The sequence below is a fragment of the Gordonia polyisoprenivorans genome (assembly GCF_017654315.1).
GTDB lineage: Bacteria > Actinomycetota > Actinomycetes > Mycobacteriales > Mycobacteriaceae > Gordonia > Gordonia polyisoprenivorans_A.
In genome coordinates, this window is the sequence record NZ_CP072203.1 from 3,504,503 (window position 1) to 3,526,366 (window position 21,864).

The 21,864-nt window shown below is 68.4% G+C and carries 19 protein-coding genes; 11 read left to right on the forward strand and 8 right to left on the reverse strand.

Annotation, left to right across the window (positions count from 1 at the left end; translation table 11 throughout):
• From J6U32_RS15835 to J6U32_RS15845, 3 genes are all read right to left on the reverse strand, one after another.
• A complete protein-coding gene (locus tag J6U32_RS15835) occupies positions 1–1,647 on the reverse strand; it encodes a GMC oxidoreductase (RefSeq protein WP_244332021.1) in 1,647 nt (548 codons plus the stop codon).
• A 61-nt stretch (positions 1,648–1,708) separates the two neighbouring features.
• Positions 1,709–2,308 (reverse strand): TetR/AcrR family transcriptional regulator, encoded by a 600-nt coding sequence (locus J6U32_RS15840; RefSeq protein WP_208791172.1) that lies wholly within the window; start codon positions 2,306–2,308, stop codon positions 1,709–1,711.
• Positions 2,309–2,339: 31 nt separating this feature from the next.
• A complete protein-coding gene (locus tag J6U32_RS15845) occupies positions 2,340–5,150 on the reverse strand; it encodes an aconitate hydratase (RefSeq protein ID WP_208791173.1) in 2,811 nt (936 codons plus the stop codon).
• Between the two features lie 418 nt (positions 5,151–5,568).
• Between J6U32_RS15845 and J6U32_RS15850 the strand changes: the two genes are divergently transcribed.
• The 8 genes from J6U32_RS15850 (at position 5,569) to J6U32_RS15885 (ending at position 14,390) form a co-directional block, all read left to right on the forward strand.
• A complete protein-coding gene (locus J6U32_RS15850) occupies positions 5,569–6,249 on the forward strand; it encodes a DUF6676 family protein (protein WP_208796160.1) in 681 nt (226 codons plus the stop codon).
• Positions 6,250–6,692: 443 nt separating this feature from the next.
• A complete protein-coding gene (locus tag J6U32_RS15855; RefSeq protein ID WP_208791174.1) occupies positions 6,693–8,213 on the forward strand; it encodes an NlpC/P60 family protein in 1,521 nt (506 codons plus the stop codon).
• A 156-nt stretch (positions 8,214–8,369) separates the two neighbouring features.
• Positions 8,370–9,611 (forward strand): AAA family ATPase, encoded by a 1,242-nt coding sequence (locus tag J6U32_RS15860; RefSeq protein WP_208791175.1) that lies wholly within the window; start codon positions 8,370–8,372, stop codon positions 9,609–9,611.
• Entirely contained in the window at positions 9,598–10,536 is a 939-nt protein-coding gene (locus J6U32_RS15865; RefSeq protein WP_208791176.1) for a DUF58 domain-containing protein, read from the forward strand. Before J6U32_RS15860 ends, J6U32_RS15865 begins: the two co-directional genes overlap by 14 nt.
• Before the next feature lie 7 nt (positions 10,537–10,543).
• The gene (locus tag J6U32_RS15870; protein WP_208791177.1) at positions 10,544–11,521 is read left to right on the forward strand and encodes a VWA domain-containing protein; all 978 of its coding nucleotides are present in this window, start codon (positions 10,544–10,546) and stop codon (positions 11,519–11,521) included.
• An 88-nt stretch (positions 11,522–11,609) separates the two neighbouring features.
• Positions 11,610–12,353 carry a 3-oxoacyl-ACP reductase FabG1 gene (gene fabG1, locus J6U32_RS15875; protein WP_208791178.1) on the forward strand — a complete coding sequence of 248 codons (744 nt, stop codon included), beginning with the start codon at positions 11,610–11,612 and terminating at the stop codon, positions 12,351–12,353.
• Between the two features lie 73 nt (positions 12,354–12,426).
• Positions 12,427–13,260: an NADH-dependent enoyl-ACP reductase InhA gene (gene inhA, locus J6U32_RS15880; RefSeq protein WP_208791179.1), complete on the forward strand. Its 834-nt coding sequence runs from the start codon at positions 12,427–12,429 to the stop codon at positions 13,258–13,260.
• Between the two features lie 2 nt (positions 13,261–13,262).
• Positions 13,263–14,390 carry a ferrochelatase gene (locus tag J6U32_RS15885; protein ID WP_208791180.1) on the forward strand — a complete coding sequence of 376 codons (1,128 nt, stop codon included), beginning with the start codon at positions 13,263–13,265 and terminating at the stop codon, positions 14,388–14,390.
• A gap of 49 nt (positions 14,391–14,439) precedes the next feature.
• On the opposite strand, the gene J6U32_RS15890 is transcribed toward J6U32_RS15885, so the two are convergent.
• Complete coding sequence (locus J6U32_RS15890; RefSeq protein ID WP_208791181.1) at positions 14,440–15,231, reverse strand: hypothetical protein; 792 nt, start codon at positions 15,229–15,231, stop codon at positions 14,440–14,442.
• 78 nt (positions 15,232–15,309) lie between these two features.
• Between J6U32_RS15890 and J6U32_RS15895 the strand changes: the two genes are divergently transcribed.
• The 3 genes from J6U32_RS15895 to J6U32_RS15905 all read left to right on the forward strand — a co-directional run bounded on the left by J6U32_RS15895 (position 15,310) and on the right by J6U32_RS15905 (position 17,910).
• Positions 15,310–16,149: a DUF3097 family protein gene (locus J6U32_RS15895; RefSeq protein WP_208791182.1), complete on the forward strand. Its 840-nt coding sequence runs from the start codon at positions 15,310–15,312 to the stop codon at positions 16,147–16,149.
• Positions 16,150–16,225: 76 nt separating this feature from the next.
• Positions 16,226–16,654, forward strand: a complete 429-nt coding sequence (locus J6U32_RS15900) for an NfeD family protein (protein ID WP_208791183.1) — start codon at positions 16,226–16,228, stop codon at positions 16,652–16,654.
• Entirely contained in the window at positions 16,642–17,910 is a 1,269-nt protein-coding gene (locus tag J6U32_RS15905; protein WP_208791184.1) for an SPFH domain-containing protein, read from the forward strand. The genes J6U32_RS15900 and J6U32_RS15905 overlap by 13 nt, the downstream gene beginning before the upstream one ends.
• 63 nt (positions 17,911–17,973) lie before the next feature.
• Here the strand turns inward: J6U32_RS15905 and J6U32_RS15910 are convergent, their stop codons facing one another.
• The 4 genes from J6U32_RS15910 to J6U32_RS15925 all read right to left on the reverse strand — a co-directional run bounded on the left by J6U32_RS15910 (position 17,974) and on the right by J6U32_RS15925 (position 21,698).
• Positions 17,974–19,563 carry an alpha/beta hydrolase gene (locus tag J6U32_RS15910; protein ID WP_208791185.1) on the reverse strand — a complete coding sequence of 530 codons (1,590 nt, stop codon included), beginning with the start codon at positions 19,561–19,563 and terminating at the stop codon, positions 17,974–17,976.
• A gap of 123 nt (positions 19,564–19,686) precedes the next feature.
• Positions 19,687–20,247, reverse strand: coding sequence for a hypothetical protein (locus J6U32_RS15915; RefSeq protein WP_208791186.1), 561 nt, complete (start codon positions 20,245–20,247; stop codon positions 19,687–19,689).
• Positions 20,244–20,840, reverse strand: coding sequence for a hypothetical protein (locus J6U32_RS15920; RefSeq protein ID WP_208791187.1), 597 nt, complete (start codon positions 20,838–20,840; stop codon positions 20,244–20,246). The genes J6U32_RS15915 and J6U32_RS15920 overlap by 4 nt, the downstream gene beginning before the upstream one ends.
• Before the next feature lie 123 nt (positions 20,841–20,963).
• On the reverse strand, positions 20,964–21,698 hold the full coding sequence (locus tag J6U32_RS15925; RefSeq protein ID WP_208791188.1) for a TVP38/TMEM64 family protein: 735 nt from the start codon (positions 21,696–21,698) through the stop codon (positions 20,964–20,966).
• Between the last annotated feature and the right edge of the window lie 166 nt (positions 21,699–21,864).

A 21,864-nucleotide genomic window follows, 5' to 3' on the forward strand; every position in this document is an offset into this window, starting at 1 on the left:
TCAGCGAGTGCTCAGGAAGCGGTCCATGGTGCGTTCGGCGAGTGCGGTGATGGTCAACGACGGATTGACCAATCCCACCGCGCCCGGGGCGAACGAGCCGTCGACGACGTAGAGGTTGTCGTAGCCGCGGATTGCGCCGTCGGCGTCGGCGGCCTGCCCGACGACGACTCCGCCGAGCCCGTGGAACGTTGCGCCGGAACCGAATCCGGAGAGCCGGTCGTAGATCGGGATGCCGTTGGCCGGGTGGCCGAACCGCGTCTCGGTCCGCTGATGGAAGTGCCGGGCGAAGGCGATCGCGCGGCGGTCCAGGACACTGGAACCCTCGGGGTACGGGTAGTTCAGCTGCGTCGCGCCGGTGGCGTGGTCGTAGTCGATGGTGCCGCGCTCATCGGTGTGCACCTGGATCAGGTGTGTGGTCGCCAACGAGCCCGCGGGCGCGGGGAAGGGGCTGGCCTGATAGATCATCGTGGCCGGTCCACCGGGCAGCCGGTCCTCACGGATGCGGGCATAGCCGGGACCGCCCTGGATCGGCCCGTGCTGGTCACGGAGCGCGGTGCGCACGATGAGGAAGTCGCCGTTGCCGCCGAAACCGTTGCCGATCTTCGGCGACAGCCGGGGGAGCGTGCCCTGTGCGCGGGCCCGGACCAACAGTGAGGTGGTGTGGTAGGAGCCCGCGGCCATGAAGAGATGGTCGGCTTCGGCGGTGACGATGCGGACGGTGCGTCGCGCGTCGTCGATCAGCCGGGCCCGCACGACATAGCCGGGCCGCCGTGAGCGTTCCCGGATCTCGAAGACCTCGTGCATGGGTTTGATCGTCACGAATCCGGTCCGCTCGGCGGCGGGCAGGTAGTTGTGATCGACGGAGTTCTTGGCGCCGCTGTTGACGCCGTAGGACAGGTCACCGATCGAGACTCCCGGCTTGGCGCGTCCGGCGAGTTCGGCGCGCACCCGATCCCAGTCGATGGCGTACTCCACGAATTGCGGTGCGATTCCGTAGCGTTCGAGGATTCTCAACCAGGAACGCGCGCCCACGTAGTTCGGGTGGGCGAGGATGTCGTCGGGCAGGCCCGAGGTGTTCAGCATCTTCCGGGCGCGCGGGTAGTACTCGGCGGCGAGCTCGTCGTAGCCCGTGCCACCCGGGAACACGGTCTCGAAATCGGCCTTGTCGGGCTGCAGGGTGAACGCCCCGAACACCAGGGACCCGCCGCCGACGCCTGCGCCGTGCACCGATTCGATGCCGTTGCCACGGATGGTGTCGAGCACACCGGGATACCGCTGGGTGGGTACCCGGCCGACGCTCGAGATCCCGGCGGTGTCGTCGAACCAGGCGGCCCGGCGATCGGGCCGGTCGAAGGTCGCGAAGGTGTTGCCGTCGGGCCGGATCGGCCAGCGGCGGCCGCGCTCGAACACGGTGGTCGTGATCCCGGCCTGCCCCAGGCGCAATGCGGCCACCGCACCGCCGAAACCACTTCCGATGACGATTGCGGTGGCGCCGGAATCGGGTGCTGCGGGCGCGGCCGATGCCGGTGTCCCCGACGGGGCACCGAGACCCGCGGGGCCGAGCACGGCGGCACCGAGCGCGCCGGCCCCGGCACCGCGCAGCAAGGAACGGCGGCTGATCGCAGCCGAAGAAGAATCTGAACGCATCCTGTGAAGATAGCCAGAAAATTAGGCCAGGCAAACCTTTGTCGGCTGTGGGTGATCTACTTCACATCGCGTTGCCGGCGGGGCCGGAGGTGGCGCCCCGCGACACGCGGACCGACTCCTCGACGAGGTCGAGGACGTCGTGGAGGTCATCGGTGGGCTGACCGGTCGCCAGCCGGGTGATGAGCCCGTCGAGCACGAGGTCGAGGTACTTCACCAGCACCTCGGCGGGCACGTCGTCACGAAGACGGCCCGAGGCCCGCCCGCGTTCGAGCCGGGCAAGCGTGGCCTTCTCCACATCCGCCGAGTGTGACATCCAGGCATCACGAAAGCTCTTGTCCGTCCGTAACTTTCGGGCGATCTCGAGCCGTGTTCCGAGCCAGTCGAAATCCTGCGGACGCGCCAGCACATCGCGCATCACCTGCACGAGGCCCTGCTCGGCGGCCACATCGGCCATTCGCTCGGCGTCCTCGGACGCCAGTGCCAGAAACAGTGCTTCCTTGTCACGGAAGTGATGGAAGATCGCACCGCGGGACAGGCCCGTCGATTCCTCGATGCGCTTGACGGTGGCGCCGTCGTATCCGTACTCGGCGAAACAATGCCGCGCGCCGTCGAGAATCTCCCGACGACGCGCGGCAAGTCGGTCATCGCTGACCTTGGGCACTTGAGTTGCTCCTCGTTCTCGAGCGGGTGCCTCAGCCCTTGATCATGTTCCGCAGCACGTACTGCAGGATGCCTCCGTTGCGGTAGTAGTCCGCCTCACCGGGGGTGTCGATGCGCACCTTGGCGTCGAATTCGATCGCCGTGCCGTCCTCCTTGGTGGCCGTCACATGCACGGTCTCCGGGGTGTCGCCCGAGTTCAGTGCCTCGATGCCGGTGATGTCGAAGGTCTCGGTGCCGTCGAGCCCGAGCGACTTGTGCGACTCGCCCTCGGGGAACTGCAGCGGGATCACGCCCATACCGATCAGATTCGAGCGGTGGATGCGCTCGAAACTCTCGGTGATGACCGCCTTGACGCCCAGCAGACGGGTACCCTTGGCCGCCCAGTCACGCGAGCTGCCGGTGCCGTACTCCTTACCGCCGAGGACCACCAGCGGCGTGTTCTGTGCCGCGTAGTTCTGGGCGGCGTCGTAGATGAACGACTGCGGTCCACCCTCCTGGGTGAAATCGCGGGTGTAGCCGCCGGTGACGTCCACGAGCTGGTTGGCCAGGCGGATGTTGCCGAACGTCGAGCGGATCATCACCTCGTGGTTGCCGCGACGGGCGCCCAGCGAGTTGTAGTCCTTGCGTGCCACGCCGTGCTCGTCGAGGTACTGCGCGGCGGGGGTGCCCGGCTTGATCGTCGAGGCGGGGGAGATGTGGTCGGTGGTGACCGAATCACCCAGCTTGGCCAGCACGCGCGCGCCCTTGATGTCGGCGACGGGCTCCGGCTCGGGGGTCATGCCCTCGAAGTAGGGAGGCTTGCGCACGTAGGTCGACTCGTCGTCCCACTCGAAGGTCTTGCCGTCCGGGGTCGGCAGGTTCTGCCAGCGCTCGTCACCCTTGAACACATCGGCGTAGTCCTCGGCGTACTGCTCGGCCGAGATGGAACTCGCGATGGTCTCGGCGATCTCCTCGTTGGTCGGCCAGATGTCGGCGAGGAAGACGTCATTGCCGTCCTGGTCCTGGCCCAGCGGATCGGACTCGAAATCGAAGTCCATCGTCCCGGCCAGCGCGTAGGCGATGACCAGCGGCGGCGACGCCAGATAGTTCATCTTGACGTCGGGGTTGATACGGCCCTCGAAGTTGCGGTTGCCCGAGAGCACCGCGGTTGCGGTGAGGTCGTTGTCGTTGATCGCCTTGGAGATCTCCTCGGGCAGCGGACCCGAGTTGCCGATGCAGGTGGTGCAGCCGTAGCCGACGAGGAAGAAGCCGAGCTTCTCCAGGTACGGCCACAGTCCCGCCTTGTCGTAGTACCCGGTCACGACCTGCGACCCGGGGGCCATGGAGGTCTTGACCCACGGCTTGGAGGTCAGTCCCTTGTCGACGGCCTTCTTCGCGAGCAGACCCGCTCCGAGCATCACCGACGGGTTGGAGGTGTTGGTGCAGCTGGTGATCGAGGCGATGGTGACGATGCCGTGGTCGAGGATCATGGTTCCGCGCTCGGCCGACTCCACCGTCACCGGCTTCGACGGACGTCCCTCGGCGCCCTTGGAGGCGTTGTGGGCGGGCTCGTCGGAGAACGACAGCTTGGCCGCCTCCGGGGAGGTCGACGGCGAGTCCGAGGCGGGGAAGCTCTCCTCGTTGGCCTCGTCGACGCCGTTGAGCTGCGGGGTGTTGCCCTCTTCGACGTAGTTGTGGATGTCCTTGCGGAAAGCGTTCTTGGCGTCCCACAGCTCGATACGGTCCTGCGGGCGCTTGGGGCCCGCGATCGACGGGACGACGGTCGACAGGTCGAGCTCCATGTACTCCGAGTACTGGGCCTCCGGCGCGTCCTTCTCCAGCCACATGCCCTGTTCCTTGGCATACGCCTCGACGAGGGCGAGGGTCTCCGCGGACCGGCCGGTGAGCTTGAGGTAGTTGATGGTCTCGCCGTCGATCGGGAAGATCGCGCAGGTCGAACCGAATTCCGGGCTCATGTTGCCGATGGTGGCGCGGTTGGCCAGCGGCACCTCGGCGACGCCGTTGCCGTAGAACTCCACGAACTTGCCGACCACGCCGTGCTTGCGCAGCATGTCGGTGATGGTCAGCACCACGTCGGTGGCGGTGACCCCGGGCTTGGCGGCACCGGTGAGTTTGAATCCGACGACACGGGGGATGAGCATCGAGACCGGCTGGCCGAGCATCGCGGCCTCGGCCTCGATACCGCCGACGCCCCAGCCGAGGACGCCGAGGCCGTTCTCCATGGTGGTGTGCGAGTCGGTGCCGATGCAGGTGTCGGGGTAGGCGACCCCGTCGCGCACCATGACCGACCGGGCGAGGTGCTCGATGTTGACCTGGTGCACGATGCCGGTGCCCGGCGGCACGACGCGGAAGTCGTCGAATGCGCCCTGGCCCCAGCGCAGGAACTTGTAGCGCTCCTCGTTGCGCTGGTACTCGATCTCCACGTTGCGCTCGAAGGCCTGGGCGTTGCCGAAGGCCTCGATGATGACGGAATGGTCGATGACCATCTCGGCCGGTGCGAGCGGGTTGACCTTGTCGGGGTCGCCGCCGAGTTCCTTGACGGCGTCACGCATGGTCGCCAGGTCGACCACGCACGGCACGCCGGTGAAGTCCTGCATGATCACACGCGCCGGGGTGAACTGGATCTCGATGCTCGGCTCCGCCGAGGGATCCCAGTTGGCGATCGCGTTGATGTGCTCGGTGGTGATGTTCGCGCCGTCCTCGGTGCGCAGCAGGTTCTCGGCGAGGACCTTGAGAGCGTAGGGAAGCTTGTCGGTGCCCTCGACCGCGCCGAGCCGGTAGATCTCGTAGGAGTTGTCGCCCACCTCGAGGGTGCCGCGCGCGCCGAACGAATTGATACTCACGTGTAATCCACTCTCCTCTGGCCGGCGGGCTGCGCCGGCGTGTGCGTGCCGTCCCGGGCGACGGTCTCCGGGACGGCTGCGTACTTCATCGGCGAACTGACCGGCTCGTCGACTCTGACCATCCACCCGACGGGCTGCGTCGGGGTCGTGCTCGATGCTTCATCCAGCGACGTTTCATCCAGCGACCGCGGGGTTTCCGCGGTGACGTAATCCAGTCTAACAGTACGGGCGTACTGCTAACAAGGACCATGCCCGGCGCGTGCGACGCGGCCCCCCGGATGCTCACGACTTCTTTATTCTGTCGTACCGTTCTGATCGGGGTTCGGTGAGCATCCACCGACCGCCTCACATTTAATGATCGCGAAACGTGGTGGCCACCCTGACCGGTGCGCCGGCCCTGTTCGAGGAAGCGGAGACGATGAATCCTGGTCCGGCCACCGATGGCACCCAGATACTCGCCGCGCCCGCCCGGACCGTCCTCGCGGCGCCCGCCCCGTCCTACGACACCCAGGGCGTCACCGCCACCACCGCCCCCGGCGGGGTCGACCTGACCGCGATCGCCGCCGACCTCCGCGACGATCATGTCTACAGCGAGGACCCCGCGCAGATCGGCGCCCTCAAGCAGGTCGTGGCGCATGCCCAGGCCGATGGTCATGACATCAACCTGGTGGTGCTCAAGCAGCAGATGCCCACGTTCACGATGTATCGCGACATCGCCACCGAACTGCAACAACACGTCGGCGGGACGGTCCTGGTCTTCGGTCCCAATTCGGTGGGCAGCGCCTCGCCGGAATTCAGCCGGGTCAATCTCGAGGACGCCACCGACAATCTGACGCTGTCCAACCCTCCGCAGGCCGCACAGCAGATGGTCGACGCGATCACCAAGCCCGGGGTCGACTGGACGCTGGTCACGATCGTGCTGATCGCCGTGGTCGTCGTCGGGGCGATCGTCGGCCGCATCCGGAGTCTGCGCCGCCGGGACCGCGACCCGCTGACGTCGGCAGCAGATCCCGCTCGCGGCACGGCAGGCGCGGAGACGGGCGCGGACGAGAAGGACCCGGCCGGCGTTGCCGCGCCCGGCTCGACGAATCGCTCCTAAGGTCGCACTCCCGGGGCCGTCTCGGAGGTCGTTCTCACCGTCGCAGGCCTGTTTCGGCGCGTTCATGGTGGCGTCCCGCGGTGCAGCCCCGATGTCACCTGACGGGCTGACGCCCCGTCACCTGATGGGCTGACGCCCCGTCACCTGTTGGGCTGACGCCGCGGCGACGGTGTCCGTTGCCAATTCGATACCAACGCAACCTGTCGGACTTTGAGCAGTTCACAGCATCGACGCAGGTAATCACGTCTTTGTAATTCGTTCTACCCGTTTTCTCCTGTGGCAAATGTGACGTACGGTTCCAATGTCACGTGTGGTGTAGATGTCCATCAATGCGTCATATGTGATGCGTGTTGCATCGTCGGCGCCGTGCGCCGTACGGGGGTTGCAAGCGCTGTTCGTGCCACGGATGACCACATCCGCTGACAGACGGCGAGGGAGTGCCAGTGAGGCGAGGGACCACAGGAGTGGGCCGCAGGGCGGCGCGCCGATGGGTGTCGTTGGCGACGTCGCTCGTCGCGGCGACCGTCGGGGTGGTCGCCGTGATGGGCCCGGCGGGGGCCGCCCCGACGACCTCGAGTTCCCCGGTGTCGGCGCTGATCAATCAGATCGCCCAGGTCAACCAGAATCTCAGCGACCTCGACAGCGCGGTCGCAGCCCGACAGGAGGCGGCCAACCACGCTGTCGTCGACTACCAGAACGCCGTCGCCGCGCAGCGGCTCGCGGCCGTGGCCGCCGACGACGCCCAGCAGTCACTGGGCCGCGCGACCCGGGCCACCGAGGCCGCCCAGCGTGAGTTCGACCAATTCGTCCGCTCGGTCTATCGCACCGGCGGTAACGAGGGCACGCTGACCGAGTACCTCTCGTCGTCGGACCCGCAGAAGGTGCTCGACCGCGTCACCGTCATCAATCAACTCGGGCGTGACCAGCAGCAGACCATCCGGCGCCTGCAGGTGGCGCGCAATCAGCAGGCCAACCAGGTGGCGGCACTCCAGGCGACGAAGCGCCAGACCGCCTACGCGGCGCAGAGCGCCCAGACCCGCCGGGACGACGCCGTCGCCGCGGTGTCGGCGGCTCGCGGAGCGATCGCCGACCAACAACGCAAACGGGCCACCCTGGTCCAACAGCGCAACGCGGTCCAGACCCAACTCGACAAACTTCGCGGCACGGCGCGCCCGACCCAGGTCGACGCCCCGGCGCCCGCGGATCTGCTGACCGGCCTGTTCCGCGATCTGCCCGGTCAGGCGCAACCCGGCCCGGTCACCGTCAGTCCCAACCAGGCGGCCGGCGACAACGACGCCATGCAGGTCGCCGCGGAGGCCGCGGCGCGACTGGCCCTCGACGTGACGCAGAAGGTGCTCTCGGGGCTGGTGGGCCAACAGCAGGTGCCGCATTCGGAACTGCTCGACGAACTAGGCCTCGGCGGAGCGGGGCTCGGCAGCGACGGCGGCGACACCCTGAGCTCGCGCCTGGGTTCGGGCAGCCTCGGTCAACTGTTCGGCAGCTCCGGCGGTGGGGGCGGAGTGGTCCGCCCGGGTCTGCGCGGCCCGCAGGCCGTCGAGATCGTCGTGAACCGCGCACTGTCGCAGCTGAACGTGCCCTATGCGTGGGGCGGTGGTGACGCCAACGGTCCGACCCAGGGCATCCGCGACGGCGGCGTCGCCGACAGCTACGGCGACTACAACAAGATCGGGTTCGACTGCTCGGGCCTGATGGTCTACGCCTTCGCCGGCGTCGGAATCGAGCTGCCGCACTACACCGGGTATCAGTACACGTCGGGGCCCCAGTTCCCGCTCGCGCAGATGCAGCGCGGCGACATGATCTTCTACGGCCCCAACGCCAGCGAGCACGTCGCCCTCTACCTCGGCGACGGAAAGATGGTCGAGGCACCGCAGTCGGGCGACGTGGTGAAGGTGTCGCCGGTGCGTACCGACGGCGCGATGCCCAACGTCGTCCGCCTCCTCTGACCCGGTTGTCGGCGGGCGCCACGCTCGTTCATCCGACCTACCGGCGTCCTCGGCACCCGCGCCCTTCGTGGCATGTTCTCAGTCGGCGCCGCTAGGCTGGCAACGACGAGAGCGGGGGTACGTCCGTCGCCGGATCAGCAACGACAGGAGCAAGGGTTGACCTCACATCCCACAGTCGAGTCGACGGCGCAGGGGGCCGGCGCGGCGGGCTTCGAACTGAGTGACGCCGACGTCAAGCTCGTGGAACGGGCGATCTACGAGGTCAAGCGGGTCATCGTCGGTCAGGACCAGCTCGTCGAGCGCATTCTCGTCGGCCTGCTCGCCCGCGGCCACATCCTGCTCGAGGGTGTTCCCGGTGTGGCCAAGACACTCGCGGTCGAGACCTTCGCCAAGGTGATCGGCGGCAGTTTCTCCCGTGTGCAGTTCACCCCCGACCTCGTCCCGACCGACCTCATCGGCACACGCATCTACCGGCAGGGACGCGAGGAGTTCGACACCGAGCTCGGTCCCGTGGTCGCGAACTTCCTACTCGCCGACGAGATCAACCGCGCGCCCGCCAAGGTCCAGTCGGCGCTGCTCGAGGTGATGGCCGAACGTCACGTCTCGATCGGCGGAACGACCTATCCGATGCCGGATCCGTTCCTGGTGATGGCCACCCAGAACCCGATCGAGAACGAGGGCGTCTACCCCCTGCCCGAGGCGCAGCGGGACCGATTCCTGTTCAAGGTGCTCGTCGACTATCCATCGGTCGAGGAAGAACGCGAGATCGTCTATCGGATGGGCAATGTCGCCCCCGAGGCGTCGCAGATCCTCGACCCCGCGGCAACCATCCGTCTGCAGCGGACCGCCGCCAACGTCTTCGTGCACCACGCGCTGGTCGACTACGTCGTGCGCGTCATCAACGCCACGCGGCGCCCGGCCGAACTCGGATTGACCGATGCCGCGAGCTGGCTGTCCTACGGTGCCTCGCCGCGTGCGACCCTCGGTATCGTCGCCGCGGCCCGGGCACTCGCGCTGGTGCGCGGGCGCGACTACGTCATCCCGCAGGACATCGTCGAGATCATCCCGGACGTGCTGCGGCACCGTCTGGTTCTCAGCTATGACGCGATGGCCGACGAGGTCACCGCGGATACGGTGATCACCCGCATCCTGCAGACCGTCGGCCTGCCGCAGGTCGGTGCACAACCGATGGCCGCCCCGTACTCCTCGAACCAGCCGTACCCCTCGAACCAGCCGCAGCCCCCCAACCAGCAGCCGGGACACCAGCAGCCGGGTCAGGACCACCCCAACCCGCCGGCACCTCCGATCGGGGAGCCGCCGAGCGCCGGCCAGCAGGTCACCGCCCAGCCGGGTCAGCACGCACCCAACCAGGCGACCGCGCACTATGGCGGCCAATAGCGATCTGCCGTTGCTCGGGGCGGGATTGCTCGAGGAGCCGCAGCTCACCGCGGCGCTGAAGATGCTCGAGCTCACCGTGCGGCGCAAACTCGACGGCGTGCTGCAGGGCGAGCACCTCGGCCTCATCCCCGGGCCCGGCTCCGAGCCGGGGGAGGCCCGCCCCTATCAGCCCGGCGACGACATCCGGCGCATGGAGTGGTCGGTGACCGCACGCACCACCCAGCCGCACGTTCGTCAGATGATCGCCGACCGCGAGCTCGAGACGTGGCTCGTGGTCGACGCCTCGGCGAGTCTGGATTTCGGCACCGTCAACTGCACCAAACGCGATCTCGCGGTCGCGGCGGCGGCTGCGATCGTTCACCTGACCTCCGGTGGCGGCAACCGGCACGGGGCGATCGTGGTGACCGGCGACCAGGTGGTCCGCATCCCGGCGCGGGCCGGACGAGTCCACGCCCAACACGTGCTGAAGACGATTGCCACCACCACCCGTGGCGCGCCCGGCATTCGGGGAGACCTCGACGCCGGCATCGAAGCGCTCCGTCGTCCACAGCGACGCCGCGGCCTGGCGGTGGTGATCAGCGACTTCCTCGGACCGATCACCTGGGAGCGATCCCTGCGCGCCATCGCGGCCCATCACGAATTGCTCGCCGTCGAGGTGCTCGATCCGCGCGATGTGGAATTGCCGCCGATCGGTGAGGTCCGGTTGGCCGACGCCGAATCCGGTGAGGTGCGTGAGGTGACCATCACCGACCGTCTGCGCCATGACTTCTCGGTCGCGGCACACGCCCACGAGGACAAGGTGCGACGCACCATCCGCAGCTGCGGTGGCCCGGTGTTGTCGTTGCGGACCGACCGGGACTGGCTCACCGACGTCGTGAAATTCGTCGGCCGGCGCCGCCGCGGCCTCGCGGCCGGGGTCGGGTGATCGCGGAGTGTTCTCCAACCCCTGGTGGCTGTTGCTCGCCCTGCTCGTCGCCGGCGTCGTGGCCTGCTACGTCTATGTTCTGCGGGCTCGTCGCAGGCGAACCCTGCAGTTCGCCAACACCGAGGTCCTCGACCGGGTCACCACGCCCGACGGCCGATGGACGCGGTGGGCCCGGCACGCCCCGATCGCGTTGCTGATCGTCGCGTTGCTCCTGCTCGTCGTCGCCGCGGCCGGACCGCAGGCCGATCGCAAGGTGCCGCGCAACAAGGCCACCGTCATCCTGGTCATGGACGTTTCTCGATCGATGGAGTCGACCGACGTCGCGCCGACCCGACTCAAGGCGGCGCAGGCCGCGGCGAAGAAGTTCGCCGACGACCTCACCGACGGCATCAACCTGGGCCTGATCTCGTTCGCCGGGACGGCGTCCAGTCTCGTCACGCCCACACCGGATCACGGCGCGACCAAGGCTGCCGTCGACAAGCTGCAACTGGCCGACAAGACGGCCACCGGCGAGGGTATCTTCGCCGCCATCCAGCAGATCCAGACGCTCAACGCCGTCCTCGGCGGCGACTCCGGTGCGCCGCCGGCGCGCATCGTGTTGCTCTCCGACGGCAAGCAGACGGTGCCCGACGACCCCGACGACCCGCGCGGCGCCTTCACCGCGGCCCGCAAGGCCAAGGAGGAGAACATCCCGGTGTCGACGATTTCCTTCGGTACCGCGACCGGCACCGTGGATCTCGACGGAGATCAGGTACCGGTGCCCGTCGACGACGACACCCTGCGTCAGATCGCCAACCTCTCCGGCGGCCGGTTCTTCACCGCGTCGAGTCTCGACGAGCTCAACAAGGTCTACGAGTCGCTGCAGCAGGACATCGGCTACGAGATCCGCAAGGGCGACAACTCGCGTCCCTGGATCCTCTCCGGCACGATCCTCGCGATCGTCGCGGTCATCGGCTCGCTGGTCATCAACCAGCGCCTGCCGTAGCCGGTGCACCGGAGCCGTCGGTGTGTGCGTGCGCGCCCAGGGCCGACCTGGCAGCAAGTGACACCGATCCAACCGATAGGTTTGGCGCATGGCTGATAGCAACGAAACGACCGACGCCGGTCGGGTCTCACGATCGGTACTGGTCACCGGCGGCAACCGTGGAATCGGTCTGGCCGTCGCCAAGCGACTCCTCGCCGACGGGCACAAGGTCGCGGTGACCCATCGCGGTTCCGGGGTGCCCGACGGGTTGTTCGGGGTCGTGTGCGATGTCACCGACACCGACTCGGTGGATCGGGCGTTCAAGGAGGTCGCCGACCATCAGGGTCCCGTCGAGGTGGTCGTCTCCAATGCCGGCATCAACGAGGACACGCTGCTCATGCGGATGAGCGTCGAGAGCTTCGAGAAGGTCATCAACGCCAACCTGACCGGCGCCTTCCGGGTGACCAAGGCGGCCACCCGCGACATGCTGCGCAAGCGGTGGGGACGGTTCATCTATCTCGGCTCGGTCGTCGGTCTGATGGGTACCCCCGGCCAGGCCAACTACGCCTCGTCGAAGGCCGGCGTGATCGGCCTCGCACGGTCGGTCACCCGCGAACTCGGTGGCCGCAACATCACGGCGAACGTGGTCGCTCCCGGGCTCATCGACACCGACATGACCCGAGCGCTGCCCGAGGAGTACACCAAGACCGCGGTGGACCAGGCGATCCCGGCCAAACGGATGGGACAGCCCGAGGAGGTCGCCGCGGTGGTGTCGTTCCTGGCCTCCGACGACTCGTCGTATGTCACCGGCAACGTGATCAACGTCGACGGCGGCCTCGGAATGGGCCATTAGAGTCTCCAGATCCGTTCTCCCACCATTGATTTCCCCCATTACCCCGACCCCGCACAGCAGAGGAGTTCTCGCCGTGAGCGGAATCCTGGACGGCAAGACCGTCCTCGTCACCGGCATCATCACCGATGCCTCCATCGCCTTCCACACCGCCAAGGTCGCCCAGGAACAGGGCGCGAAGGTCATCATCACCGGGATCCCGGAGCGGTTGCGGCTGATCGACCGCATCGCCAAGCGGCTACCGCAGGAGGTGCCGGCGGCGATCCCGCTCGACGTCACCGACGAGGAGTCGCTCGCCGCGCTGGCCGACAAGGTCGGCGAACTGGCGCCCGAGGGCGTCGACGGAGTGGTGCACTCGATCGCGTTCGCCCCCAAGACCCTGATGGGTCCCGACGCCGTGCCGTTCCTCGACGGCCCGGGCCCCGATGTGTCCAAGGCCTTCGAGATCTCGGCGTGGAGCTACGCCTCGCTGGCGCGCGCGGTGCTTCCGGTGATGAACGAGCGCGGCTCGATCGTCGGCATGGACTTCGATCCGCGAACCGCGATGCCCGACTACAACTGGATGGGGGTGGCCAAGGCCGCGCTGGAGTCGGTGAATCGTTACGTAGCGCGCGAGGTCGGCTACGCTAAGCGGATCCGGTCCAACCTGGTTGCGGCCGGACCCATTAAAACGCTTGCCGCCAAGGCGATTTCGGGTACGGCGACGGATGACGCGAAGAAGCTGAACATGCTCAACGAGTACTGGAACGGTGCGTCGCCGATCGGCTGGGACGTCAACGACCCGGGCGTGGTGGGGACCAGTGTGTGCACACTGCTCTCCGACTACCTGCCGGGCACCACCGGATCGATCGTCTACGTCGACGGCGGTGCGAGCCACAACACCTGGTTCCCGGCGGACTTCATCAAGTGAGCGTGTCGGTGACCGTCGCGGCCGAACGCGGGGACCTCGATCCGACCGGTGAGCGCCGGCCGTTCGATTCCGTACTGTTCCTGTCCTTCGGTGGGCCCGACGGGCCCGACGACGTGATCCCGTTCCTGGAGAACGTCACCCGGGGGCGGGGTGTGCCCAGGGAACGTCTCGAGGAAGTCGCGCAGCATTACCTGCACTTCGGTGGGGTCTCGCCGATCAACCGGCTCAATCTCGACATGATCGAGGCGTTGCGCGGCGAACTGGACCGTCGTGGGCACGAGGGGTTGCCGGTCTTCTTCGGTAACCGCAACTGGCATCCGATGATCGCCGACACCGTCACCGAGATGTACGACGCGGGTCATCGGCGGATTCTGGTGTTCCCGACGTCGGCCTGGGGTGGCTATTCCGGTTGCCGGCAGTACCACGAAGACATCGAGCATGCGGTGACCGAGCTGACACTGCGCCGGCCGGCGGCGGCCTCGTCGGATCCCGTGCTGCTGCGCAAACTCCCACAGTATTGGGACCATCCGGCGATGGTGGCGGCCGGCCGCGACGCGATCACGCGTGCGGCGGGCCTCCTCCCGCCCGCGGCTCGCCCACCGCGTCTGGTGTGCACGGCACATTCGGTGCCCAGCGCCGCCGACGCGAACTCCGGGCCGGCCGCCGACGGCGGCCGCCTCTATTCACGTCAGGTGGCCCGCGCGGCCGAGATGGTCGCGCGGGCAGCGGGTTTCGACGACCACGACCAGGTGTGGCAGTCGCGGTCCGGGCCGCCCCAGGTGCCCTGGCTGGACCCCGACATCTGCGACCATCTCGAAGCCCTGGCCGAGCAGGGCGTCACGCAGGTCATCGTCTACCCGGTGGGATTCATCTCCGATCATCTCGAGGTGATCTGGGATCTCGACAACGAGGCGGCCGACACCGCGCGGCGTCTGGGAATGGATTACGTCCGCGCCGACACGGTCGGTACCGACGCACGTTTCGTGGCCCTGATCGCCGACCTCGTCGCCGACAGTTTTGCCGGTGTCGCGACCACCCCGGCGGCCGAGCGGCCGATGGGGTGCGGGGACAACGGGGCGATCTGCCGGGACCGCTGCTGTGTCCCGGTGGCCCGACCGACCCGCCGCTGACGCCAGGCGATCACCCTCACCGGGGATCAGTATCGTCGGCGAACGCCGATCACCATGTGGTGCCGAGGAATTCGGTGATGATCCGGTTCACGGCGGCGGCGCGCGCGGCATGCGCGAGTCCGACCAGCCGACGAAGCTCCCCATCACCAGAGGACCACTGCGCGGCGGTCGCCCCGAATCCGGCCCCGGCCTCACCGGCGAGAATCGCGATCGACTCGACCTGCGCGGCGGTCTCGATCATGCGCGTCGCGCGCACGTCGTCGTGCGGAGGCACCTCGACGAGGTGGCGGTGGGTCTGCGCGCGCAGTGTTCCGCGGAGGTCGGCGGGCATCGTCGCCGTCCGGCCACCCATCTTCGCGATCATCTCGGCTGCCGTCGAGATCGCCTGCCGCAGTTCGTATTCGATGTCCCCGGCGAGGCCGCCGGACCCACTGGGCACTTCGGATCGGTAGCGCATCGCCCGCCATCGGCACGATCCGTCGTGTTCGGTCGGGATCAGTGCCAGCGGCGTCGCTGCGCCGTCGTCGATCAGTAGGACCTCGCCGGCGGCAAGGGCCGCGGTGGTGGCCTCGTCGGGGGGCAGGCCCTGCGGGTCACCGGCGCCGGGTAGTCGGACCGAGAGGCGCCCGGCGTCGCGGAGCAGGGAGAGCATTCCCAGAACACCGGCCGGGGTCGTACCCGGTGCGTCCGTCCGATCGTCGAGGATGTGCAGATCGGCTGCCCCGGCGAGGGTGTCGACGACGTCGTCGGGGGAGCAGCGGCCGGCGATCCACGCCGCAGACCACGCGCCCAGGGCGCTGGCCGGCCAGGCGTGTTGCAGGACATGGTCGATACTGGTCATAGGTCGTCCACGATACCTTCCGGTTCACGCCTCGGCGCCCGGCGTGGCTCTCCGCGGCTGGGGCGGGAGTTGGTTAGCGTGACGGGTGTGACCGACGATCGTTACGGACGAGATGTACTGGCGGCCCCGCGCCGCGCCGCGCCCCGCACCCCCGAGGTGGCCGCCGAGCGGGACCTCGTCGTCGAGGACGCGGCGAGCGGATTCTGTGGCGCCGTCGTCGGACTCGAGAAGAGCTATGCAGGAGACCTGGTTCGACTCGAGGACCGCCACGGGCGTACGCGGGTGTTCGTGATGCATCCCGCGGCGTTCCTCATCGACGGTTCGCCGGTGACCCTGGTCCGACCGCGCACCCGGGGCCCAGTCGCGGCGCAGCGGACCGCGTCGGGATCGCGGGTGGCGCCCGCGGCACGTGCCCGCACGGCCCGGGCGAGCCGCATCTTCGTCGAGGGCGTGCACGACGCCACTCTTCTCGAACGCGTCTGGGGATCGGATCTGCGCGCCGAGGGCGTGGTGGTCGTCGGACTCGACGGCCTCGACAACCTCGACGCCGTACTCGCCGATTTCGGCCCTGCCGCCCATCGCCGCGCGGGTGTGCTGGTCGACCACCTCGTTGCGGGATCCAAGGAGGAACGTCTCACCGCGGGGGTGGGGGAGCACGTCCTCGTTCGTGGGCATCGGTTCATCGATGTCTGGGAAGCGGTCAAACCGGCCTCCGTCGGCATCCGGGCCTGGCCGACGGTGCCGCGCGGGGAGGAGTGGAAGACCGGTGTGTGCACCCGATTGGGCTGGGGCACACCGCAAGACGGCTGGCGTCGGGTGCTCTCGAAGGTCACCGACTTCCGTGACCTCGAGGTGGATCTGTTGCGCTCGGTCGAGGAACTCATCGACTTCGTGACCGCCGCGGACGGCGACGGCTGAGTCGGCGATCGCTCCGGGAAGTCGGGCGCGGTCCGGATCGCCGCTGCCCGGATGGTGATTCTGGCAGACTGGACCCATGAGCACCCTGATCTGGCTGGTGGCCGTGATCGTGCTGCTGATCGGCGAGATGGTCAGCGGAGACCTGGTGCTGCTCATGCTCGGTGGTGGCGCGCTCGCCGCCACGGGCGTGGATTTCTTTGTCTCACCGCCCATCTGGGTGGATGTGGTGGTGTTCGCAGTGGTGGCGATCGCGTTGTTGGCGTTCGTGCGGCCGGTGGCCAAACGGCATCTGATGTCCCGACCGGCGTTGCTGACCAACGTCGAGGCGCTCGAGGGCAAGCACGCCACGGTCCTCGCGCCGGTCGACGAACACCGCGGCCGGGTGAAGATCGACGGCGAGGAGTGGTCCGCCCGCGCGATGACCCCCGGAGATCATTTCGAACCGGGCGAACAGGTGACCGTGATGCAGATCGACGGCGCGACCGCCGTCGTATGGAAGGGGTGAGGGTCGTGGAGTACATCGGCTTGGTGGTGGCCGTCCTGGTGATCGTGTTGGTGGTGGTCACCCTCGCTAAATCGGTGGCCCTCATCCCGCAGGCAGAAGCAGCGGTGATCGAACGCCTGGGGCGCTACACCCGCACCGTGTCAGGGCAGTTGACCCTGCTGGTGCCGTTCATCGACCGCATCCGGGCGCGCGTCGACATCCGCGAACGCGTGGTGTCCTTCCCCCCGCAGCCGGTGATCACCGAGGACAACCTCACCCTGTCGATCGACACCGTCGTCTACTTCCAGGTCACCAATCCGCGGTCGGCGGTCTATGAAATCGACGACTACATCGCCGGCGTCGAACAGCTGACCATCACCACACTGCGCAACGTGGTCGGTGGCATGACCCTCGAGGAGACGCTGACCTCCCGGGATTCGATCAACGGCCAGTTGCGCGGCGTACTCGACGAGGCGACCGGGCGATGGGGACTGCGCGTGGCGCGCGTGGAGCTCAAGTCGATCATGCCGCCGCCGTCGATCCAGGAATCGATGGAAAAGCAGATGAAGGCCGACCGTGAGAAGCGCGCGACCATCCTGGCCGCGGAGGGACAGCGCGAGTCGGCGATCAAGACCGCCGAGGGGGCCAAGCAGAGCCAGATCCTGTCCGCCGAGGGTGCCAAGCAGGCCGCGATCCTCTCCGCCGAGGCCGAACGGCAGTCGCGCATTCTGCGCGCCCAGGGCGATCGCGCGGCGACCTACCTCAAGGCGCAGGGCGAGGCCAAGGCGATCCAGAAGACCTTCGCCGCGGTCAAGGCGAGCAAGCCGACACCGGAGATCCTCGCCTACCAGTACCTGCAGCAGATCCCGGAGATGGCCAAGGGCGAGGCCAGCAAGGTGTGGGTGTTGCCGACGGACTTCGGTTCGGCCCTCCAGGGATTCGCGAAGTCGTTCGGCGTCCAGGGCGACGACGGGGTGTTCCGGTACGAGCCCGCCGACGACATTCCGGCCGACGTCGACGAATCCGACACCGAGGGCTGGTTCGACATGACCACCGACCCGCGGGTGGCGCGTGCGGTCGCCGAGGCCGAGGCGGTTGCCCGCCAGCCCGTCGAACCCGATGCGCCGCTGCGTGCGGCCACTCGGCGCTCCATCACCGCCGACACCACCCCGTCCACCAACGCTCCGACCGGCGCGCTCGATGCGGCACCGGGATTCGCGGCGGCACCCGCGGTCGAGTCGGCCGCCCCGACCGACACCCCCGAGTCGAGCTCGTAGGTCCGCGGCGCCGGGCTCCACGCGGGGCGGGGTCTCACGCCGGAGGCGGTGTCGAGGGCGGTCTCACGCCGGAGGCGGTGTCGAGGGCGCGGACATCGCATTCACCGACGCCGCCGGAGTGCCCGGTGTCGCTGTGCTGGATGGCGCCGGTGTCGCTGTGCCCGATGGCGCCGGTGTCGCGGTGGCCGGGACCGGACCGGCGTCGGGAACGCCGATCTCGGCGGCCATGGTGGGCAGCGCGTCGGTGAAGGCCTGCTCGGCGAATTGCCATGTGTGACCGCCTGATTGGAGGTGGATCGAACAGGCGATGCCGACCTTCTCACCGTCGGTGCACAGTGTTCGGGCCGCGGTCAGCTCCGACCCCGGGGTGATGTGCCCTCCGCCGTCGCGGCCGCCGAGTCCGGTGCCGCCCTGGCCCTGACCGCCCCATTTGCCCTGACCGCGATGCCCCTGACCCCCGTGACCCTGGCCCCACTGTCCCTGGCCCCGGCCGCCCTGTCCCGGGTGGTGCCCGCCGTGGGGTCCCGGACCCCCTGGACCCCAGCCGCCGCCGGAGGATTCGTCGAACCACCCCGAGACCCCGGTGTAGCGACCGTGGCGCGCCATGACCGTCGCCGGGTCGAAGTCGGCGTAAGCGGCGGTGCTGCCGCCGAAGAGGCGGCTGACCGTCTGGCTCGTGGTGCCCGAGTTGGGGGCCGCGTCCCCGGCGATGTCCTCGAACGAGGTGAATTCATCGGGGTGCATGGTCACCAGGTCCACCGCGCACGTACCACCCATCGACCAGCCGACCACACCCCAGTTGGCGGCGGGTGATGCGTGGAACTGCGAGATCACCGCCGGACGGACCTCATCGGTGAGATGTGTGGCGACGTTGCCGCGCGGACCGTTGACGCATTCGGTGTCGTTGTTGAAGCTGCCGCCCACATCCGGGAAGACCAGGATCGGAGCCTGTCCGTGATGTGCTCGCGCGTAGGCGTCGATGATCTGGACGGCATGTCCGGTGCGCATCCAGTCGGCGGGGGTGTTGAATTCGCCGCTGATCATCATCACGACCGGAAGGGTCGGCGGGGTGGGGCCGGCGAACCATGCGGGCGGCAGGTAGACGTATTCGGTGCGATGGGTGAAATCGCTGTGCGCCGAACCGGTGTCGATGGAGACCACCTTGCCGGTGGTCTGCACGGTGTTGCGGTCGGCGGCCAGTGTCGAGTTGTCGATCTGATCGGGTAACGGTCCGGCGGTCAGCTGTGCCCACGCCTCCTGCACGGTCGGGAAGTAGCCGACCCACTGGTTCACGCTGAGTGCTGCCGCGGCGAGCACGGCGATCACCGACAACAGCGATGCCACCCGGCGCCACCACTGGGTGCGTCGCGCACCGACGACGAGCAGCGCCACCGCGGCACCCAGCGCGCCGATCCACCACCACAAGAGCTGCGGCGCGGGGTCGGAGGACATACCCTCTGAGGACCAGTACTCGTATGCGGCCCATACCGTCAGTGCGCCGACCCCGATGCTGACCGGAATCCAGAGCAGCCACCATCGTCGCGACCGGCGTGCGACGACCAGGATCAAGAGGACGATGGCGACGATCTCGATGGTCAGCGGCAGCCAGCCGTCGAGCAGGGAGACGCCGTGTCCGTAAGTCTGCGAACCCACTCGCGCGAGTATGCGGCCCGGATCTGGAACTTCGCCGTCAATCAGCTGAGAGTCCGCTCAGCACTTGACATTTCGGGCTAAAGAAGCCGACCAGTCCGGCTTATCGGACCGTGCGAGGCGCCGTCAGGCGGCCAGCAGGTGGCCCACCCCGGCCATCCCGCACGCCCACAGCACCGAGGCGAAGGTGCCCATGATGAACTGCTCGCTGGCATGCGGCGCGCGTAGTTCGGGAAAGCGGGCGAGACTCTTGACCGCGAGGATGATCGCCAGCCCTTCCGGCCAACCGAGTAACAGGGTTCCGACGACGGCGAGCCGTTCGAGGTAGCCGATCACCCGGCCGCCGCGCAGCGGACCGGATTCGGGGTCGGCCGGCCCGCCCGCGGGGGGTGTGGTGCCGACCGGGGCGGTGGTGACCCCACCGGCGATGAGTACCGATCGGACGATCGCGCCGCCGGCGGTGACCGCGGCCGTTGCCGCCGCGAGGGATCCGATGACGGACACGGCCTCGGTCGTCGGTGCGTTGCCCGACCAGGCGCACAGTGCGGCCGCCGCGGCGAGCAGCAACGAGATGACGCCCGACGCCGGGTCGAGCCACTTCCGGTTGCCGAGCCGACGGTGCACCGCCATCGCCGCACCGGGGAGTGCGGCGATCACGACGAGCAGGGTGATGGCGGTGACCGTCATCGCCGATCCTCGGCAGGTCGGTCGGCCCGGGCGAGGAGATCGACGACGAGCTCTCGCGTGGGCGACTCCAGTTCCCAGCGCGCCGCCCGTAATCGCTGCGACATGGCCTGCGGGGTGATGCCGAGTTCCTCGGCCGCCGCGGTCTGGCGCAGACCGCCACGGACCAGCGACACGGCTTCCCGGCCCGCGGCCGAGCGGGTGGTCACGATCTCGGTGAGCAGACGCAGCGCGGTGTCGGCATGCTCGGCCCACCGGGACGCTCCGCGCACCGCGAGTGGTGGCCGCGCGGCCTTGGCCGCCTCCACCGCCGCTCGCGCCTGTTCGAACGCCTCACCCCGGCCCGCCCGGGTCTGCGCCGGCAGCGGTGTCTCGACGGCGCCGATGCCGATGCCGATGCTCCAGTGCCCCTCGTCGGCCAGCAGCAGGGTGACTGCGACGACGGTGTCGGGGTCGGTGAGTACGGCCTGGACCTCGTCGCCGGCGGTGCGGTCGAAGGGGCGGAGGACCGGGGTGTCGGCGACGGCGGCGAGCAGGTCGGGAACCCGGTCGCGATCCGTCCGGCTCCGGCGCTGGTCGATCGTCATCACGAACACAGCAGATCACCCGCCACCGACAGGGCGGTTGCGGCAGCGCCGTGCGGCGCACGCACCCTCATGGCGGTCAAGTATGGCGACTTGCTCTCGGATAATCAAGCACAATGACTTGATATGAAGAAGTCAAGTTTGAGGGGTTGATGATCGAAGGGGTGCCCGCACGTCGATGATGAGTCCGATGACACCGATGGCGAAGAACGTGGCGCTCAGACCCAGCAACCACGGATTCTGCCGACCGGTCAACGCGTCACCGAGGAGTACGACCGCCACGGTTCCCGGGGCCATGCATGCCACGCTCGCGGCCAGATAGGGGCCGGTGCGCACCGACGAGAGTCCCGCGCAGTAGTTCAGCAGCCAGAACGGACAGACCGGGATCAGCCGGAGCGACCCGACAGCGAGCCAGCCGCGCGCGGCCAGCCGGTACTCGACCGCTCGCATCACCGGCCTCTGCAGGAAGGGCTGGATGCGGGACCGCCCGACGCCACGTGCCACCCGGAACGCCAGGTAGGCAGCCAGGGTTGCCGAGGTCATCGCACCGATCACGCCGACCACCGGACCGAAGAAGATTCCCGACATGACGGTGAAGATCGTGCGCGGGATCGGCAGTGCCGTGCACACCACATAGGCGCCGAAGAAGACCCAGACGAATGCCGGCCCCAGGTTCTCACCCCAGTCGCGCACACTGCCGACCGACGGGATGGGGGTGAGGTAGGAAATGGCCAGGACAGCGCACACCGCGACGAGCCCGATGATCGCATTGCGGATGCTGTGACGCGATGCGGTGCCCATCGCTTCTCGACGCGAATTCGGCGAGGTGGGTGCCACGGACTCGCCGGAACCACCGCGATCGTTACGCACCGCTCCACTGTAGGGCGTGGGCCCGGCCGGCCCTCGCGCGATCACGACCGTTCCGCCGCACGGCCACGCGTGATCCGCCACACGGTCACGCGGGACGGACGTGGCATACGTCACGACACGGGCCTACTGTGCGGTACCGAGCGAGCGATCGGCTAAGGTCAACTAC

Excerpts from the sequence above, each read along its gene's own strand:
- J6U32_RS15835 (WP_244332021.1), bottom strand. The coding sequence starts at position 1,647 with ATGCGTTCAGATTCTTCTTCGGCTGCGATCAGCCGCCGTTCCTTGCTG.
- J6U32_RS15850 (WP_208796160.1), top strand. The coding sequence starts at position 5,569 with ATGAATCCTGGTCCGGCCACCGATGGCACCCAGATACTCGCCGCGCCC.
- J6U32_RS15865 (WP_208791176.1), top strand. The coding sequence starts at position 9,598 with ATGGCGGCCAATAGCGATCTGCCGTTGCTCGGGGCGGGATTGCTCGAG.
- fabG1 (WP_208791178.1), top strand. The coding sequence starts at position 11,610 with ATGGCTGATAGCAACGAAACGACCGACGCCGGTCGGGTCTCACGATCG.
- J6U32_RS15890 (WP_208791181.1), bottom strand. The coding sequence starts at position 15,231 with ATGACCAGTATCGACCATGTCCTGCAACACGCCTGGCCGGCCAGCGCC.
- J6U32_RS15900 (WP_208791183.1), top strand. The coding sequence starts at position 16,226 with ATGAGCACCCTGATCTGGCTGGTGGCCGTGATCGTGCTGCTGATCGGC.
- J6U32_RS15905 (WP_208791184.1), top strand. The coding sequence starts at position 16,642 with ATGGAAGGGGTGAGGGTCGTGGAGTACATCGGCTTGGTGGTGGCCGTC.
- J6U32_RS15915 (WP_208791186.1), bottom strand. The coding sequence starts at position 20,247 with ATGACGGTCACCGCCATCACCCTGCTCGTCGTGATCGCCGCACTCCCC.